Source organism: Bacillus sp. YKCMOAS1 (genome assembly GCF_030268125.1).
Lineage (GTDB): Bacteria > Bacillota > Bacilli > Bacillales > Bacillaceae > Bacillus > Bacillus safensis.
The window spans coordinates 582,689-599,652 of the sequence record NZ_BSEI01000001.1; the positions used below are offsets into that span (position 1 = coordinate 582,689).

Consider the following 16,964-nt stretch of genomic DNA (forward strand, 5'->3'; position numbering starts at 1 on the left):
ACTATATTATACGGTAAGTGCAATAATGATCGGTAATGTGATGAGTGACATGATGGCACTGATGACAAATGCGGATGCAGTTTCCGCCTCTTGTTTTTCAAATCGTGTTGCGATCATTGCTGCAACAGCTGAACCTGGGAAGGCTACAAGTAATACAGCTTTTGTAATTTCATCAGCCGAAAGACCCATAAGAACCGCAATAAGATACATAAGTATTGGTTGTACAGCTACTTTTAGCAATGCAATACTGAAGGCTGGCAAGCTTAATTTAATTTTGCGGATACCAACAGTAACACCGACTGCGAATAGCGCAACCCCTGATGTAACGCTGCCAATTTCCTCTAACATTTCGTGTCCAATTGCAGGAAGTTTAAATCCTAAAAGAACAAGAATGATACTGGCTAACGGTGCAAGTGCAAGCGGCTCTGATAAACCGTGCAAAATTGCTTTTGTCGTCATTTTTAGGAAGCTTTCGCCGTCTTTGGTTTTCCCTTTTGTTTTTTCACCGACAGTTGATACAATAATTGCAATTGGATCAAGCATTGCATTTACAACTATTCCGGTAATCGCAATCGGAATTGCAACTTCTTGAGCCCCAAATAAACTGCCCAAGACCGGAATCCCCATAAATGCAAAGGTCGGTTGTGCTGAGTTTAATGAGAAAACAGATGAGTCTGTTAAATCATATTTAAAAGCAAATTTCGTAACTAAAAGGATAATGATATAAAAACCAACGATTCCGAAAATCAATGCAACGAAAAATGGAATTTGACTATAGAATTTATCTTTTGGTGTTGACAGAATACTGGCGATAAAGTGCGCTGGTAAAGCATACTTTGTTACAAGTGTACTTACACCTTTTGCAGATTTAGCGTCATAGCTGCCGAAGTGTCCTGCGAACCAACCCAGCGCGATAACGAAAAAAATCGGTGCTAGGAGGATCAAAATATTTAAAAAGTCCATCTTACTATTCCTCCTTAAATCCTTTACATGTTTCTTATTTATTGCGGCATTGCTTAGATTACCCGAAGCAATGCCGCGTTACACATTTTATTATGCTCTTACAATTTTTTTATATTCAGGAATCCACATTGCGTCTTTCACAGCTTGTTCGATGTTGTCAGGCGTTTTTCTTGCGACACCATCTTCAATTGCTGCTTTCGCTACTTCAACAGCCACATGAATTGACACTTCTTGCAATTTATCAATACTTGGAAGAAGACCAGCGCCTGGTTTCTCATGATCAACCATTTCAGCAATTGCATTCGCAGAAGCAACGAACATGCCTTTTGTGATGATTTTTGATTCTGTTACGATTGAACCAAGACCAAGTCCAGGGAAAACGAACGCATTGTTTGATTGTCCGATTTCATGTTCGATTCCGTTATACTCAACATTTTCGAACGGGCTTCCTGTTGCAACAAGTGCACGGCCGTCAGTCCATTTAAATAGATCTTCTGGCACTGCTTCAGCAAGCGGTGTTGGGTTAGACATTGGCATGATCACTGGACGCTCTGTATGAGCTGCCATTTCTTTAATGATTTCTTCAGTGAATGCGCCGCCTTGACCTGAAGTACCAATAAGAATTGTTGGCTTTGCTTGGCGAACCGTTTCAGCAAATGAGATTTGTCCTTTTTCATCGCGTGCCCATCCTTCTACTTCATCAGAAGAACGAAGGTATGGTTTTTGAAAATCAAGCACTTCATCTTCAAATTGGTCTGTTAGCAATCCTCTGTAGTCTAAAGTCCAGAATGCATTGTTTGCTTCTTCTTCTGTTAGACCTTCAAGAACCATTGTGTCACGCATTTGATCTGCGATTCCGATACCAGCTGATCCAGCTCCGAAGATGACAACACGGTGATCTTTCAATTGAGTACCAGTTTTCTTGACAGCTGCAAGAACACCCGCTAAAGTAATGGCACCAGTACCTTGAATATCATCGTTGAACGTTAAGATGTTATCATTGTATTTTTTCATGATGTTACGCGCATTTTTGTTTCCAAGGTCTTCCCAGTGTAGCAATGCTTTCGGGAAGAATTTAAGTGCTGCTTTTACATAAGCATCAATGAATTCTTCGTATTTTTCACCTTGTACACGTTTGTGATGGTTCCCGATGTATAATGGATCATTCAATAATTTTTCATTGTTTGTTCCAACATCTAATACAACTGGAATCACGCGGCTAGGATCAATACCTGCTGCAGCCGTGTAAACAGCTAATTTACCGATTGCGATGTTGATACCACCAACACCCCAGTCACCAATTCCAAGAATACTCTCAGAGTCAGTTGCAACGATGAGGTCAATATCTCCAGCAGTTGCGTGCAAGTTTTCAAATGCTTTCTCGATGCCGTCAATGTCGTCGATTGAAAGATAGACACCATGAGGTCTTCTGTATTCATGGCTGTATTCTTGAATCGCTTCACCAACAGTTGGTGTGTAGACAACAGGAAGCATTTCACGAAGCTTTTCTGTTAAAAGCTTGTAGAACAATACTTCGTTACGGTTTTGTAAATCACTTAAGTATACGTTTTGACGAAGACGATCCGGCTGAGCTAGAAATTGCTTGTACGCTCTTTCTGCTTGCTGTTCTAAAGTGAGAACGGTTGGAGGAAGTAAGCCTTCTAGTCCAAGCTCTTGTCTTTCTTCTTCAGAGAAAGCAACGCCTTTGTTCAACGTTGGAATCGATAATACATCTTTACCTGTCAAAGTGGTTTCGAGGTACCCTTCTTTTGTTTTCTTCACGTTGTTCATCAAAAACTACCCTCTTTCTAAAATATAAATAAAGTGAACTATTAATCCAAAGAACGATTAAGGAGAAAAATCCTTAATCAAAAAAATTATGACAAGAAATCGAACTTTTCGTTTAAATGCTTTACACTACAGTTAGTCATTTTATGCCTGCTTATAACAAAACGCAAGCGTTGAAAATTAGATAATTTAATCGTAGTGTTATTTAATTTATTTAAGTACAAATGATGGGTGTTCAGCCAAAATCTCGAAAAACGAAACACAGCGGCATTTGCTATTTTTTTATTTGTCAAGTGTTGTACCAACATCAAGTCTTGGTACTTCATGGTGATGTCTGCATCGTGCTTCGTATGATTCCTGCGCACCTACTAAAATAATAGGATCATCATAGGATGCGGGTTTACCGTCGATCAAGCGTTGTGTTCTACTCGCTGGGGAGCCGCATACCGAACAAACTGCTTGAAGTTTTGTTACAAGCTCTGCACATGCCATTAAATGCGGAACAACACCAAATGGCTCTCCTCTGAAGTCTTGATCCAGGCCTGCAACAATGACTCGGTAGCCTTGGTCAGCCAATTGAGTGACAATGTCAATGATTGTCTCATCAAAAAATTGCACCTCATCAATGCCAATGACATCGGTTCTTTCTGATATGTGCGTTATTATGTCTTTTGGTGAGGCTACTGCAATCCCATCTAATGATGAACCGTTATGTGACACAACAGAGCTTGTACTATATCGGTTATCAATCGATGGTTTGAATATTTTTACTTCTTGTTTGGCAAAGGTGGCCCTTTTGGCTCTCCGAATCAATTCTTCCGACTTTCCAGAAAACATACTACCGCAGATGACTTCAAGCCAACCGCTTTGTTTCATCACATACATAAGGTCTTCTCCCCCGTTTTAAAGTTCCATCAATCCACGTAAAAAAACAGGCAAGAACGGATTCCTGCCTGTTTATTGTATCTATTATTACTTAAGACCGTATTTTTTGTTAAAGCGGTCAACACGTCCATCAGCAGAAGCGAATTTTTGACGGCCTGTATAGAAAGGATGGCACTCAGAGCAAATCTCGATGCGTACCTCTTCTTTTACTGATCCAGTTTCAAACTCATTTCCACAAGCGCATTTGACTGTAGCTTTTTTGTAGTTAGGATGAATTCCTGTTTTCATCTACTGTCATCTCCTTCCGCCCTGAATCCAATTCGGAAACAGAGTTAATATCTCAGAAATAAATTCTGAAACGCACATGATAAAATTATAACAGTGTAAGTCTATGATTGCAAATGTATTTTTTAAGAAGCTATCTTCTTGATGCAGACATATTGGCTTGTTTCCATTCTTGCGTTAAAATATCGAAAAACTCTTGGTTTGTCTTTGTTTTTCTCATTTTACGCATGAACTTCTCAGCGAAGTCAGGTGTATCTGACATCGATTTTCTCATCGCCCATAGACGATCAAGATGCTCTTTTGGCACAAGCAGTTCTTCTTTTCTCGTACCAGAACGGCGAATGTCGATCGCAGGGAAAATTCTTCTTTCGGCCAAAGAACGGTCCAAATGAAGCTCCATGTTTCCAGTTCCTTTAAACTCTTCATAAATCACGTCATCCATACGTGATCCTGTATCAACAAGTGCAGTGGCTAAAATCGTCAAACTTCCGCCTTCTTCAATGTTACGCGCAGCACCAAAGAAGCGTTTTGGACGATGGAAAGCCGCAGGATCAATACCACCTGAAAGTGTTCGGCCGCTTGGCGGAATCACAAGGTTGTATGCACGAGCAAGCCTTGTGATGCTGTCCATTAAGATGATGACATCTTTTTTATGTTCAACAAGACGCATCGCACGCTCTAAGACAAGCTCTGCTACTTTAATGTGGTTTTCCGGTACTTCGTCAAAGGTTGAACTAACAACATCCCCTGCAACAGAACGTTCGATATCTGTTACTTCCTCTGGACGCTCGTCAATTAAAAGGACAATCAGCTCTGCCTCTGGGTGATTTTCAGAAATGCTGTTGGCAATTTCTTTAAGCAAAATGGTTTTCCCAGCCTTAGGCGGTGCAACGATTAAACCACGCTGACCAAATCCAACTGGCGCCATCATGTCCATAATTCTAGTAGACAGGTGATTAGGCTGTGTTTCAAGAATCATTTGGCGGTCAGGAAATAGCGGTGTGAGTGCAGGAAAGTGAACACGTTCCTTTGCTGATTCTGGGTCGTCCCCATTTACCGCTTCTACATGAAGGAGGCCATAGTAGCGTTCATTCTCTTTTGGAGGTCGTACCTTTCCAGACACTTTATCTCCATTTCGTAAATCAAAGCGTCTGATTTGTGAAGCAGAAATATAAATGTCTTCTGAGCTTGGGGAATAGTTAATCGGTCTTAAGAAACCAAATCCCTCAGACTGAATAATTTCAAGAACCCCTTCCATAAATAAGAGATCCTCTTGCTCAGCATTCGCCTTTAAGATGGCAAAAATTAATTCTTTTTTTGTTAGTTTGCTGTAATAAGAGATTTTGTATCGTTTTGCTAACTCATACAGCTCTTTTAATTTCATATTTTCCAAAGATGAAATCGAAACATCTTTCAATATGGACACCACACTTTTCTAGTCAATGTATTTCTTTACAAATGCATGACCATTGTATTTGATTAGCTTTTTAATTCCGTTGTTGTTGGAATGACCTCGCTCTGATGGTAACGCTCCCACTCGTTTTATCGTGAAAGATAGGAACAATGTGAAATAGAGCTTTTTTAACATAGAGAAGGATAATGAGTATATCGTCATGATGCGGCAGTATTTAAACTTGTTGAAGCTTAAAAGAAGTAAATTCGCAGAAAATTTCGCAGCACTCTTTAGTTTTACCTCATTTGCAGAGAATATTCAACTTTAAAAAGAAAATGATATACATTTGACACCTATATGAAAAGCGGGTAATGAATACCCGCTTTCAGATTACGGACGAATGACAAGATTCGGTTTTTTCTTTAAGCTGTGTCTGCCGTCTACGAAACGAACTGTACCCGATTTCGCACGCATGACAACACTATGTGTTGTTCCAACAGAGCCTTTGAATTGAACACCTTTAAGTAATTCCCCGTCCGTTACACCTGTCGCTGCAAAAATGGCGTCATCTCCTTTTACGAGATCTTCCATTCTGAGGACTTTACCAACATCAAGTCCCATTCTCTCACAGCGTCTCAGTTCTTCTTCACTTTGAGGAAGAAGCTTACCATGGATTTCACCACCAAGTGCCTTTAATGCAACAGCAGAAAGGACACCTTCAGGCGCTCCGCCTGAACCAAATAGAATATCAACACCTGTGTGATCAAATGCTGTATTAATGGCTCCTGCAACGTCACCATCATCGATCAGTTTAATTCTTGCTCCTGCTTCTCTCAGTTCAGCAATAATTTTTTCATGTCGATCTCTGTTTAAAATCGTTGCAACCACGTCTTCAATATCTTTGTTTTTCGCTTTTGCAACAGCGCGAAGATTATCAATGACAGGCGCTTCAATGTCGATGCAGCCTACCGCTTCTGGACCTACTGCGATCTTATCCATGTACATATCAGGTGCATTCAGCAGATTGCCATGATCTGCAACTGCAATGACAGCTAAGGCATTCCAGCCGCCGCTTGCCACAATGTTTGTTCCTTCTAATGGATCAACAGCGACATCCACGCGAGGTCCATATCCGTTCCCAAGCTTTTCCCCAATATAAAGCATTGGTGCTTCGTCCATTTCTCCTTCGCCAATCACCACTGTTCCCTTCATTGGGATGGTGTCAAATACATCACGCATTGCACTTGTTGCAGCATCATCCGCTTCGTCTTTTAATCCTCTTCCCATCCAACGGGCAGATTTTAATGCAGCTGCTTCTGTCACCCGTACTAGTTCCATCGATAAACTTCTTTCCATTTTTGTCCAAATCTCCTCTCACAGTCAAAGCCTTATGAATTTTGAAGTTCTTCTATTTCTTGGTCATTCAGCTTTTCACGCCAGATGGTTGCACCCAAGCCTTCAAGCTTCTTCTCAAGCAAACTATATCCTCTGTCTATATGTTCAAGCCCTGTGATTTCGGTCACACCGTCCGCCATTAGCCCTGCGACAACAAGACAAGCTCCTGCACGCAGATCACTTGCTTTGACCTTTGCTCCTTGAAGCTGCGTTTGTCCGGTAATAATAGCGGATCTTCCTTCGACCTTCATGTTTGCACCCATTCGGCGCAATTCGTCAATGTGCTTAAAGCGAGCTGAGTAGATCGTATCTGTGACCACACTCGTGCCTTTCGCTTTTGTTAACAGCGCCGTCATCGGCTGTTGAAGGTCAGTCGGAAAGCCCGGATACACAAGGGTTTTGATATCGACAGGCTTGAGTCCTTCGTTTCTGCCAACGATCAGCATCTGATCGTTGCTCGTTTCAATGGTGAACCCCATTTCTCTAAGTTTCGCCGTAATTGATTCTAAATGAGTTGGGATCACATTATCAAGTACAACTTCATCTCCCATCGCTGCACCAGCAATTAAAAATGTTCCTGCTTCGATGCGGTCAGGGATGATTGAATGCTTACAGCCATGAAGAGATTCGACACCTTCGATTCGAATGACATCGGTCCCCGCACCTTTGATTTTGGCACCCATGCTTGCAAGCAGTGTCGCTACATCAATAATTTCGGGTTCCTTTGCAGCATTTTCAATCACGGTTTTTCCTTCAGCCAGTACGGCTGCCAGCATGATGTTGATCGTCGCACCTACACTGACAACATCAAGATAAATCCGGGCTCCGACTAATTTTTCAGCGCGCAAATAAATCGCACCCTGCTCGTTTGTCACCTCAGCTCCGAGTGCTTCAAAGCCTTTGATATGCTGATCAATCGGTCTAGGTCCTAAGTGACATCCTCCTGGCAGTCCGATGACAGCCTGCTTGAATCTTCCCAGCATGGCTCCCATTAAATAATAGGATGCACGCAGCTTCTTCACTTTTCCATTAGGAAGCGGCATACTGATCATGGAAACAGGATTAACAACCATTTCACCTTTTTCAAAAGTGACCTTTCCGCCAATTTCTTCTAACAGATCTCGCAATGTGTCGATATCTGATATATGCGGAAGGCCTTCAATGGTTACTGGAGAATCAGCGAGAATCGTGGCAGGAATCAGTGCCACAGCACTATTTTTCGCACCACTAATATGTACGGTCCCACGCAAGGGATCACCGCCGGCAATGTTTAACTTTTCCATATTTGTCTCCCTTCTTAAAGAAGATCACTGTTGGAGTTATACTGTTTGTGGATGTCGCGCTTTAAAAGGTCTTGTCCAAAATTTAGCCAATATCAAGAGAAAGAATACAGGTTAAACGAAATTTGTCGGAAGAAAAATAATCGAAGCTTTGCGAGGCTGTGATGTTCTCTTCTTTGCACAAAACATTTCTTAGCGTTTAAAAGGAAAACTGCGGCAAACGAGAGACGATCCCGCCTGCCACAATCATTTATTTATTCCAGTCTGCTAAAAATTGCTCAATGCCTGCATCCGTTAATGGGTGTTTCGTCAGCTGCTTGATGACTTTCAGCGGCATTGTGCCGATATGAGCACCTCTAAGCGCAGCTTCTGTCACATGCTGCGGATGACGAATGGATGCAGCAATGATTTGTGTATCTAATCCATGAACATCAAAAATAGTTTTCACTTCACTGATGAGATCAAGACCATTTTGGCCAATGTCATCTAAGCGGCCAAGGAATGGAGAAACATACGTCGCACCAGCTCTAGCTGCAAGAAGTGCCTGGTTTGCACTAAAAATCAATGTAACGTTTGTTTTAATTCCAAGGTCCGTTAATGCTTTAACAGCTTTAAGGCCATCTGTAGTCATTGGAATTTTGACCGTGATATTTGGTGCGATAGCAGCAAGCTCTTTTCCTTCTTCAATCATTTCCTCTGCTTTTAGGGAAATCACTTCTGCACTGACAGAGCCTGATACCACGTCAGTGATTTCACGAAGGCGGTCGTGGAATGATACGTCCTTTTCTTTCGCTACTAAACTAGGGTTTGTTGTGACGCCTGCTAAAATGCCAAGCTCGTGCGCCTCTTTGATGTCTTCAATATTCGCTGTATCTACGAAAAATAACATAACTGTGCCACTCTCCTATCAATAAATTGTCTGAAATGTAAATTTGATTGCGCTTTCTCGAGATATGGAGAAAACCGCCTGTGACTCAGGCGGCTTTCGGTTCTCATCAAATTATGCTTGGTTAGAAGAACCAAATTCGCGCATTTTGCCGATAACAGTCGCTTTAATTGCGTCACGAGCTGGTCCAAGATATTTACGTGGATCATACTCTTCTGTTTTTGCAGCAAGTGTTTCGCGTACTGCTTTCGCAGAAGCAATTTGGTTTTCAGTGTTTACATTGATTTTTGCTGTACCAAGTGAAATTGCACGCTTGATGTCAGCAGTTGGGATACCTGTTCCGCCGTGAAGAACAAGTGGAAGACCAGTTGTTTTACCGATTTCTTCCATCTCAGCGAAACCAAGGTTTGGTTCACCTTTGTATGGACCATGTACTGAACCTAATGCAGGTGCAAGGCAGTCAATACCAGTGCGTTCTACAAGCTCTTGGCACTCTTTTGGATCAGCATAAATAACGCCCTCAGCGATGACGTCATCTTCTTGCCCACCAACAGTTCCAAGTTCAGCTTCGACAGACACACCATGGAAATGTGCAAGTTCAACAACTTTCGCAGTTGTTTCCACATTCTCATCAAATGGGTGGTGAGAAGCATCGATCATGACAGAAGTAAATCCTGCATGAATCGCTTTTGCACAAGATTCAAAGCTTGAACCGTGATCTAAATGAATCGCAACAGGAACTGTTACATTATATTCTTCGATTAACGCTTTAACCATTGCGACAACTGTTTTGAAGCCGCCCATGTAGCGTCCTGCTCCTTCAGATACTCCTAAGATAACAGGAGATTTCTCTTCTTCAGCAGCTTGTAAAATCGCTTGCGTGAATTCTAAGTTATTTAAGTTAAACTGTCCAACAGCGTAACCTTTTTCCTTTGCGTCTTTCAACATTTCTGTCATTGAAACTAAAGGCATGATGAAAAATCCTCCCTATGTAGCTAATTTGCTTGCTAAAAAAAGCTCTCCACCCTAGCATGACCAGAATTTCTCGCCATATGTAAACTTTCAAAGTCAGATCGCTTTCTTCTTCCTTTCTAGGATACCAATTATTCGACAAATCGGCAACAGAATGGCTCGATTCAATCATTTCCATCTAGCCATTTGTTTCAAGCGGCAAGTATTCTTTGACAGCATCTCGGATTTCATCAATATCAAAAGGCTTAGCGAAATGCGTCAATGCACCGAGTTCTTTGGATTCTTGGATCATATCTAATTCACCATAGGCTGTCATAATAATGACACGGATATCTTCATCAATTAATTTCATCCGTTTTAAAATTTCGATACCATCCATTCCGGGGATTTTCATATCAAGCAGGACAAGGTTCGGTCTATGGTTTTTCACAATATCTAATGCCTGTAGTCCATTGGCAGCTTGGAAGGTTTGATAGCCTTCTTTATGAAACACTTCATTCAATAATATTCTAATACCGTACTGATCATCGACAATTAAAATTTTCTCATTCATCTGTTACACCCCATTGCTTTCATTTTTCGCCATAAAAAGAGCTGTTGTTAAATAATTCTGTTTGATTTTCACATTTCCTTTAATTATAATAGTTTACTTTACGACATTTTCTGAGCATTTTTCCTAATATTCTCTTTATATTCTATTATAAAATGATCTGACCGAAGGAGGAAATGAGTCTTGTTAAAAATTTTTACGACCCAGTTATCAGGTATTTTTTCACGTATTGGAGAAAAGCAGGCTGAAGCGATTGAGGACGGTGCACGCCTTCTTGCACAGGCTGTTGTCAGTGGACATGCCGTTTATTTTCACGGAAAGAATGAACTGGCTGCTGTCGCCCTAGAGGCATCTGAAAGCAAGGAGCCGTTTCCCGGTGCGAAAGTGCTGCCGCTCGATCAAAAGGAGCGCAGCTTACTTCAACCTAGTGACAGGGTGCTGCTATTTTATTCAGACCCAGGAGATCAGGAAATTCAATCTCTTGTTAAAGAACTGCACGAACAAGGTACGCCCGTTGTTGGTGTAGGGCCGGCACAAAAGGAGCCGTCCACGATTGAAGAGCATTGTGATGTCCACATTGATTTTCAGCTCAAGAAACCGCTTGTGCCCGCTGAAGATGGGACAAGGTTTGGTTTTCCTGCTTTAATGACCTGCTTATACGTCTACCACGCCCTATCGTTTACTGTGAAGGAGATCGTGGAGGAATATGAATAAAAAAACTGCCGAGAAGTGATATTCTCGGCAGTTTTTTGTTTTATTTTGATTCAGATGCTTGTAGTGAAGCACCAACGAAATCTCTAAATAATGGCTGTGGTCTTGTCGGTCTTGAAACGAATTCTGGGTGGAACTGAGAAGCAAGGAACCAAGGGTGATCCTTGAGCTCGATGATTTCAACAAGTCGTCCGTCTGGGCTTGTACCAGAGAAGACGAAGCCTGCTGCTTCCATTTGCTGTCTGTATTCGTTATTAAATTCGTAACGATGACGGTGGCGTTCGTAGACCACTTCGTCATTGTATGCAGCAAATGCTTTTGAGTCTTCATTTAATTTACAAGGATATAGACCGAGACGAAGTGTTCCGCCTAGATCATCTACATCCTTCTGTTCTGGAAGAAGGTCAATGATTGGGAATGCTGTTTCAGGATCAATTTCCGCTGAATGAGCTCCTTCAAGGCCTAATACGTTTCTTGCGTATTCGATAGATGCCACTTGCATTCCTAAGCAGATTCCGAAGAATGGCACTTTGTTTTCACGGGCAAATTGTGTAGCAATGATTTTCCCTTCTACTCCGCGGTCTCCGAAGCCTCCAGGAACAATAATGCCGTCAACATCTTGTACGAAATCAGCGATATTCTCTGCTGTCACTTCTTCTGCATTGATCCATTTAATTTGAACATCTGCATCAAACGCATAACCAGCATGACGAAGTGATTCAACGACAGAAATATAAGCATCTTGCAGCTCAACATATTTCCCTACAAGACCAATTGTGACTTGTTTTGAAAGGTTTTGTACTTTATCAACAAGTGCTGTCCACTCTGTCATGTCCGCATCTTGGCAGTCAAGTTTCATATGTTCACATACTAGCTTGTCCAGCCCTTGTTTTTGTAAATCAAGCGGAATGGAGTAAAGCGTGTCTGCATCCTGACATTCGATAACAGCTTTTGTATCAATATCACAAAACAGTGCAATTTTGTCCTTCATATCTTGTGCCAATGGCATTTCCGTTCTGACCACGATGACATTTGGCTGAATACCAAGACTGCGAAGTTCTTTTACACTATGCTGTGTTGGTTTTGTTTTCAATTCACCCGCTGCACGGATGTAAGGAACGAGGGTACAATGAATGTACATCACGTTTTCACGGCCGATGTCACTCTTCATTTGACGAATGGCTTCAAGGAATGGAAGGGATTCGATATCTCCTACTGTCCCGCCGATTTCTGTAATAACCACATCTGCACCCGTTTCTTTTCCGGCACGGTACACGCGGTCTTTGATTTCATTTGTAATGTGGGGAATGACTTGTACTGTTCCACCTAAGTAGTCACCGCGGCGCTCTTTCTTCAGAACAGTAGAGTAGATTTTACCAGTTGTGACGTTGCTGTACTTATTTAAGTTAATATCAATGAAACGCTCGTAGTGACCTAAGTCAAGGTCTGTTTCAGCACCATCATCTGTGACAAAAACCTCACCGTGCTGGTATGGACTCATTGTCCCCGGATCTACGTTGATGTATGGATCGAATTTTTGAATGGTGACATCCATCCCTCTATTTTTCAGAAGGCGGCCTAATGAAGCAGCCGTGATTCCTTTCCCAAGTGAGGAAACAACTCCTCCTGTTACAAAAATATACTTTGTCATTTCGTATGCTCCTCTCTTTTTTACCCTTGCATGTCTACACATGCACAGCTTCATCCTTTTTAGAGTGTATCCCTAAATCTCTTGAAAAATAAGAAAGCTCCCTTTCAAATAAATGAAAGGGAGCGTAAATGAACGTATCTTTACGTACTCTTTTTTAGAGAGCCCAAAATACATACTACATAGTTCGCTCACGAAAGTCAAGACGGTTTTGTCCTGTTTTGAGGACGGGTTTGAGAGGGTTATTTCTCTTCCTCATCATCGTCTAAATCGTCTTCATCAATCTCCGTTAAGCCGTCATCATCTTCATCATCATCTTCGTCGAAGTCTTCAATATCTTCATCAATTTCTTCATCATCTTCTAGGTCGAGATCATCGTCGTCTTCAACAAGATCAAGGTCTTCTTCAAGCTCGTCGATTTCTTCTTCCTCTTCGATTTCATCGAAGTCGTCTTCAACGACAGCTGCTTTTGTTTTTTTCTTTTTCGCTTTTGTTTTCACAGCTGGCTGAACTTCTTCTTCGATTTGATCAACTGGATACCAGCTGCGAAGCCCCCATCTCTGATCACCTAACGAAATAAAGCGGCCATCTATATTTAAGTCTGTATAAAATTGAGCAAGTCGATCATCAAGATCGGATTTTTGTATTCCTTGCAAACGGACAATTTCATCTATTAACTCGGAAAACGTAATGGGTGTTTTGCTGTCTCTGAAAATTTCATAAGCAAGTTCAACTAAAGACATTTGTTTGAGCTGTTCCTGTGAGTATTCTTTCAAACTCAAGGTCAGACACTCCCTTTCTATTACATGTATGTATCCATTTATCAGTGAAATAATAAGTATTTATACCTTATTCTTACGACAAACCATACCTCTCATTATAAACAAATTAGGGGAGTTTATGCCACCTTTATTGTTGTTAATTTTTGATTTTTTCTCACGGGGAGAACCTTTCGGTCTTCCCCTGCGTGAAATTGGACTGTTTCTTGTATACGGCATGCTTTTGTTTGTTGTTCTATTCATTCTAAACGAAAAAATTGGAAAATTAGAGGCAGCACTGTTGAATGAATAAAATTTAGCTATCGTTTGAACAAAGTGATTGTCCATTCTTTATAAAACATATAAAAAGGTACACGTCAACGGGTTAAGTTTACGTGCACCTATAATGGAAGCTTGTATTCAGTTCATCCTCTAATTTTTATTCATTACAGTACAGCGACTATTTCTTTTCCTAGGGAAATTAAAGCATCTATAATAAATGGTGCCGCAAAGAGAATCGATGCTTTCCAGTTCGCTTTTTTATATTGAAAAAAGAACAAGATCAACATTGCTCCTATAAGTGCCGTGAAGATATACAGCCATAAGCTATGTATTTGCAAGATCCCCATACATATTACATTAATAAACATAATGATAATCTTAGGGATCAGAGCATAAAACAAATGACCCTTAACCTCCGGAACAAAGATCATTAATAAGAATTTAGAGATGAGATATTGTACTAAGAGACTGATGGTGGTTAGAATTGTTGTAATGACAACAATTAGATTCAGCATCGTTTCATAGGACATATCCTCTAACAAAGCTCTTAAATCATCTAGTTTCGAAATGTAGCCATTTAACTCAATAGCAAAAGTAACGAAATAATAATTGGCCAGAATAAAAATGACCAATGATATCAGTGATGTTATTCTTGGACGTTGTTCCATAATAGCCTCCCATCCCCTATACTCACAATGCTTGAATGATCGTTTAAACGTTTATTCACCATGCTATGGGAAACATATATGATGGTTGAAATTTTTTTAATAGAAAGATTCACTAGCCTCTCAGATAGCATCTCTATACTCTCTGAATCTAGAGATGACATGGTTTCATCAATTAGGATGGTTTTCCAATCTTTTACGAATAATAAAGATAACCCTACCTTCGCTTTCATACCCGTAGATGCTCTGCTATAAGAACCATCTAGGTTACCATCAAAAAAATCATTCACAATACTCATTTGTTCTTTAGTCGGCACAATTTTAAACGTATTCCACAGAATCTCTAGGTTTTCTCTAATTGTAAATGGGTGAATGCCGATAGGATCCACATTTAAGTAAAGAGTCGATTCTTTGTTTGCCTCAATATCTCCAGAATATCTCTTATCTAAACCTGCTATCATTTTAAGGAGAGTGCTTTTACCTGCACCATTTCTCCCCACTAAATGAAAGAGACCTTTTGAAATTGAAAAATTCACTTTATCTAGTATGATATTGTTTTTGAACTTCTTAGTACATTCTACAAATTCTAATCCCACTTGAATCCCCTTCTCTGTCATATAGAGTCTTCAATAAAACCATCTATGATTGATAATGATAGAAAATAATAAAGAATCATACCCTTCAATAAAAGCAGCTATTATTAGGATGACTAACGATAGCAGATAATAAGGAATCATTTTTTTCATAACACCTAAAGCAGCTTTAATTGATTTCGTATAAATTAGTGTGAACAGCACATACTGGCTTATTCCTTGATAAAGCAACATATTTGGGAATTCTAATAGCCCGTGAGGAATTAGTTTACCTAAAGCTTCTTGTGCTCCTAGCGTTCTAAAGCCCATCGTAATGACGAAGGACGAACCTCCAAAATCCATTATTTGAAATAACGGCGACAACAAGAACCCCAGTAAATACATTGCAAAGTTCGTTAAGTTATGTGTCAGGACTACAGACATAAATTCCTGGCCCGAAGTTGGTGGTGCTGCTTCAAATAAATCTTTGTTGACTATATTCCCAAGATAAATCCCTGTACCTATCAGCAATATACAGTAAATAGAGTAGTACCACAGAAAATATTTCAATCTTTTATGTATCATTTTCCTCCTCTTTTCATGAAATAATCGTGAAAATAGTAATGCATATGAGTAATAAAATAGGCAAGGACAGCTTCAATAACTTATGTTCATAATCGTTGATTAATAGTTCTGTTTTTCTGAAATATACGACCCCAATAAAGATGATTAAAGGAAGCGATAACGTATTTTTAAGAATAATTGAGATATCAGACGTGTTTATCACTACTCCGACTATTCCACACACACTGACAAAAGTCAGTACGATACATAGTAAATAAATCGTACTAGATTTAAACCTCTCGTACGGACTCACAATCAAAGAGGATTGCAGCATCTCAATTCTTGCCTTATCAAGCATAATTTCTTCCTTTTTTGAACCTATTAGGATTTCTAAGATCGTGATATAGTTTATATAGACCAAAATGAGCGCAGGCAGATATTCTATTTTTGTTAAAAAGGATTGGGCGAAATAAGTAAGTACTGCTACTAAGACGCCAATTAAAATTATTAATATTTTATTACTAATGATATAAGAAAAAAACAAATACATAATATTCCCAGACCTATATTGCTTATTCGCACTTTTTAGGAAGGAAAGTCCAGATGTCAAAGGTATCCTATGAGAATTACTTATGTAAATGTAAATAAGAAGAGACTGTACCATTTGCAGTATCAACACTGCTTCAAAAATGGACGTTATGATATACCAAAATTGTAACAAAAGGAGTATTCTGTTTATGATATTGAATAGACCAGACAATAATTGAGATGCAAAGGACAGCATCACAACAATAAGAGCTAGTATCATAATGAAATATTGTTTTTCTACTAACAAAAAAGTTAAAGCGATGAAACAAGCGAAAAGTAATTGAACTGAATACCCTTTTTTAATCGTAAAGAATAAATGTTTCAACAACAATTGTTTAGAGATAAAGACCAAGCCTGGCTGCTGTCTTTTATACGGTAATACACAGCGATTAATATTAGCTGTAGCTACAATGTATATTGAAATAAAAATAAAACTGTTTTTATAAGTGCCGGGAACCCCATCGCGATAGAAAATCATCGCTATCACAACAATGATAGAAAAAAGAATCATTCCAATATAATTGAGATACCCCATTATACTTTGATCATATATTTTAAATAGCTTATTTATTTTATACATAAGTCATGTTAAAAAGCAGCAGCCTTGGCTTTTCCTTGTTTTTTAAGCACAGCCAAACTAGAGACAGCCACAGTACTAAGACCTAGATTTGCTGATATCAAAGAACCTTTTCTAGCGACTAAAGATGCCATTGTAACTTCCACTAACAATAGTGAGAATGAGCCAAGTTTTTTTGCCTTCATCATAAAATTTCCTCCTA

General features: G+C 39.8%; 19 protein-coding genes. 2 read left to right on the forward strand and 17 right to left on the reverse strand.

Going from position 1 to position 16,964, the window contains the following annotated elements; translation table 11 throughout:
- Positions 1-6: 6 nt before the first annotated feature.
- The 10 genes from QSJ46_RS02995 to QSJ46_RS03040 form a co-directional block, all read right to left on the reverse strand.
- Positions 7-963 (reverse strand): AEC family transporter, encoded by a 957-nt coding sequence (locus QSJ46_RS02995; RefSeq protein WP_039182138.1) that lies wholly within the window; start codon positions 961-963, stop codon positions 7-9.
- Between the two features lie 90 nt (positions 964-1,053).
- Entirely contained in the window at positions 1,054-2,754 is a 1,701-nt protein-coding gene (gene malS / locus QSJ46_RS03000; protein WP_039182140.1) for an oxaloacetate-decarboxylating malate dehydrogenase, read from the reverse strand.
- 279 nt (positions 2,755-3,033) lie between these two features.
- On the reverse strand, positions 3,034-3,636 hold the full coding sequence (locus QSJ46_RS03005) for a thymidine kinase (RefSeq protein ID WP_024426350.1): 603 nt from the start codon (positions 3,634-3,636) through the stop codon (positions 3,034-3,036).
- An 87-nt stretch (positions 3,637-3,723) separates the two neighbouring features.
- Positions 3,724-3,924, reverse strand: coding sequence for a 50S ribosomal protein L31 (rpmE, locus tag QSJ46_RS03010; protein WP_003215407.1), 201 nt, complete (start codon positions 3,922-3,924; stop codon positions 3,724-3,726).
- Positions 3,925-4,054: 130 nt separating this feature from the next.
- Positions 4,055-5,338 carry a transcription termination factor Rho gene (rho, locus tag QSJ46_RS03015; RefSeq protein ID WP_008354975.1) on the reverse strand — a complete coding sequence of 428 codons (1,284 nt, stop codon included), beginning with the start codon at positions 5,336-5,338 and terminating at the stop codon, positions 4,055-4,057.
- A gap of 366 nt (positions 5,339-5,704) precedes the next feature.
- On the reverse strand, positions 5,705-6,670 hold the full coding sequence (gene glpX / locus QSJ46_RS03020; RefSeq protein WP_039182142.1) for a class II fructose-bisphosphatase: 966 nt from the start codon (positions 6,668-6,670) through the stop codon (positions 5,705-5,707).
- A 32-nt stretch (positions 6,671-6,702) separates the two neighbouring features.
- A complete protein-coding gene (locus QSJ46_RS03025; protein WP_024423746.1) occupies positions 6,703-7,992 on the reverse strand; it encodes a UDP-N-acetylglucosamine 1-carboxyvinyltransferase in 1,290 nt (429 codons plus the stop codon).
- Positions 7,993-8,239: 247 nt separating this feature from the next.
- Positions 8,240-8,878, reverse strand: a complete 639-nt coding sequence (gene fsa, locus QSJ46_RS03030; protein WP_024426351.1) for a fructose-6-phosphate aldolase — start codon at positions 8,876-8,878, stop codon at positions 8,240-8,242.
- 111 nt (positions 8,879-8,989) lie between these two features.
- A complete protein-coding gene (locus QSJ46_RS03035; protein WP_024423748.1) occupies positions 8,990-9,847 on the reverse strand; it encodes a class II fructose-bisphosphate aldolase in 858 nt (285 codons plus the stop codon).
- A gap of 178 nt (positions 9,848-10,025) precedes the next feature.
- Complete coding sequence (locus tag QSJ46_RS03040; RefSeq protein WP_003214681.1) at positions 10,026-10,400, reverse strand: response regulator; 375 nt, start codon at positions 10,398-10,400, stop codon at positions 10,026-10,028.
- A gap of 180 nt (positions 10,401-10,580) precedes the next feature.
- Here QSJ46_RS03040 and QSJ46_RS03045 point away from each other — a divergent pair, with 180 nt between their 5' ends.
- Positions 10,581-11,111, forward strand: a complete 531-nt coding sequence (locus QSJ46_RS03045) for a DUF2529 domain-containing protein (RefSeq protein WP_285604258.1) — start codon at positions 10,581-10,583, stop codon at positions 11,109-11,111.
- A 40-nt stretch (positions 11,112-11,151) separates the two neighbouring features.
- Here the strand turns inward: QSJ46_RS03045 and pyrG are convergent, their stop codons facing one another.
- On the reverse strand, positions 11,152-12,759 hold the full coding sequence (gene pyrG, locus QSJ46_RS03050; protein ID WP_039182151.1) for a glutamine hydrolyzing CTP synthase: 1,608 nt from the start codon (positions 12,757-12,759) through the stop codon (positions 11,152-11,154).
- 239 nt (positions 12,760-12,998) lie between these two features.
- Positions 12,999-13,538 carry a DNA-directed RNA polymerase subunit delta gene (rpoE, locus tag QSJ46_RS03055; RefSeq protein WP_107162939.1) on the reverse strand — a complete coding sequence of 180 codons (540 nt, stop codon included), beginning with the start codon at positions 13,536-13,538 and terminating at the stop codon, positions 12,999-13,001.
- A 118-nt stretch (positions 13,539-13,656) separates the two neighbouring features.
- Between rpoE and QSJ46_RS03060 the strand changes: the two genes are divergently transcribed.
- Positions 13,657-13,827: a hypothetical protein gene (locus QSJ46_RS03060; RefSeq protein WP_181286092.1), complete on the forward strand. Its 171-nt coding sequence runs from the start codon at positions 13,657-13,659 to the stop codon at positions 13,825-13,827.
- Between the two features lie 133 nt (positions 13,828-13,960).
- Here the strand turns inward: QSJ46_RS03060 and QSJ46_RS03065 are convergent, their stop codons facing one another.
- The 5 genes from QSJ46_RS03065 to QSJ46_RS03085 form a co-directional block, all read right to left on the reverse strand.
- The gene (locus tag QSJ46_RS03065) at positions 13,961-14,464 is read right to left on the reverse strand and encodes a hypothetical protein (protein ID WP_075612065.1); all 504 of its coding nucleotides are present in this window, start codon (positions 14,462-14,464) and stop codon (positions 13,961-13,963) included.
- Positions 14,443-15,057 (reverse strand): ATP-binding cassette domain-containing protein, encoded by a 615-nt coding sequence (locus tag QSJ46_RS03070; RefSeq protein ID WP_107163162.1) that lies wholly within the window; start codon positions 15,055-15,057, stop codon positions 14,443-14,445. Before QSJ46_RS03070 ends, QSJ46_RS03065 begins: the two co-directional genes overlap by 22 nt.
- Positions 15,058-15,087: 30 nt before the next feature.
- Entirely contained in the window at positions 15,088-15,618 is a 531-nt protein-coding gene (locus QSJ46_RS03075) for a stage II sporulation protein M (RefSeq protein WP_064498798.1), read from the reverse strand.
- 13 nt (positions 15,619-15,631) lie between these two features.
- Complete coding sequence (locus QSJ46_RS03080; protein WP_285604259.1) at positions 15,632-16,141, reverse strand: hypothetical protein; 510 nt, start codon at positions 16,139-16,141, stop codon at positions 15,632-15,634.
- A gap of 632 nt (positions 16,142-16,773) precedes the next feature.
- Positions 16,774-16,950, reverse strand: a complete 177-nt coding sequence (locus QSJ46_RS03085; protein WP_181286091.1) for a hypothetical protein — start codon at positions 16,948-16,950, stop codon at positions 16,774-16,776.
- Between the last annotated feature and the right edge of the window lie 14 nt (positions 16,951-16,964).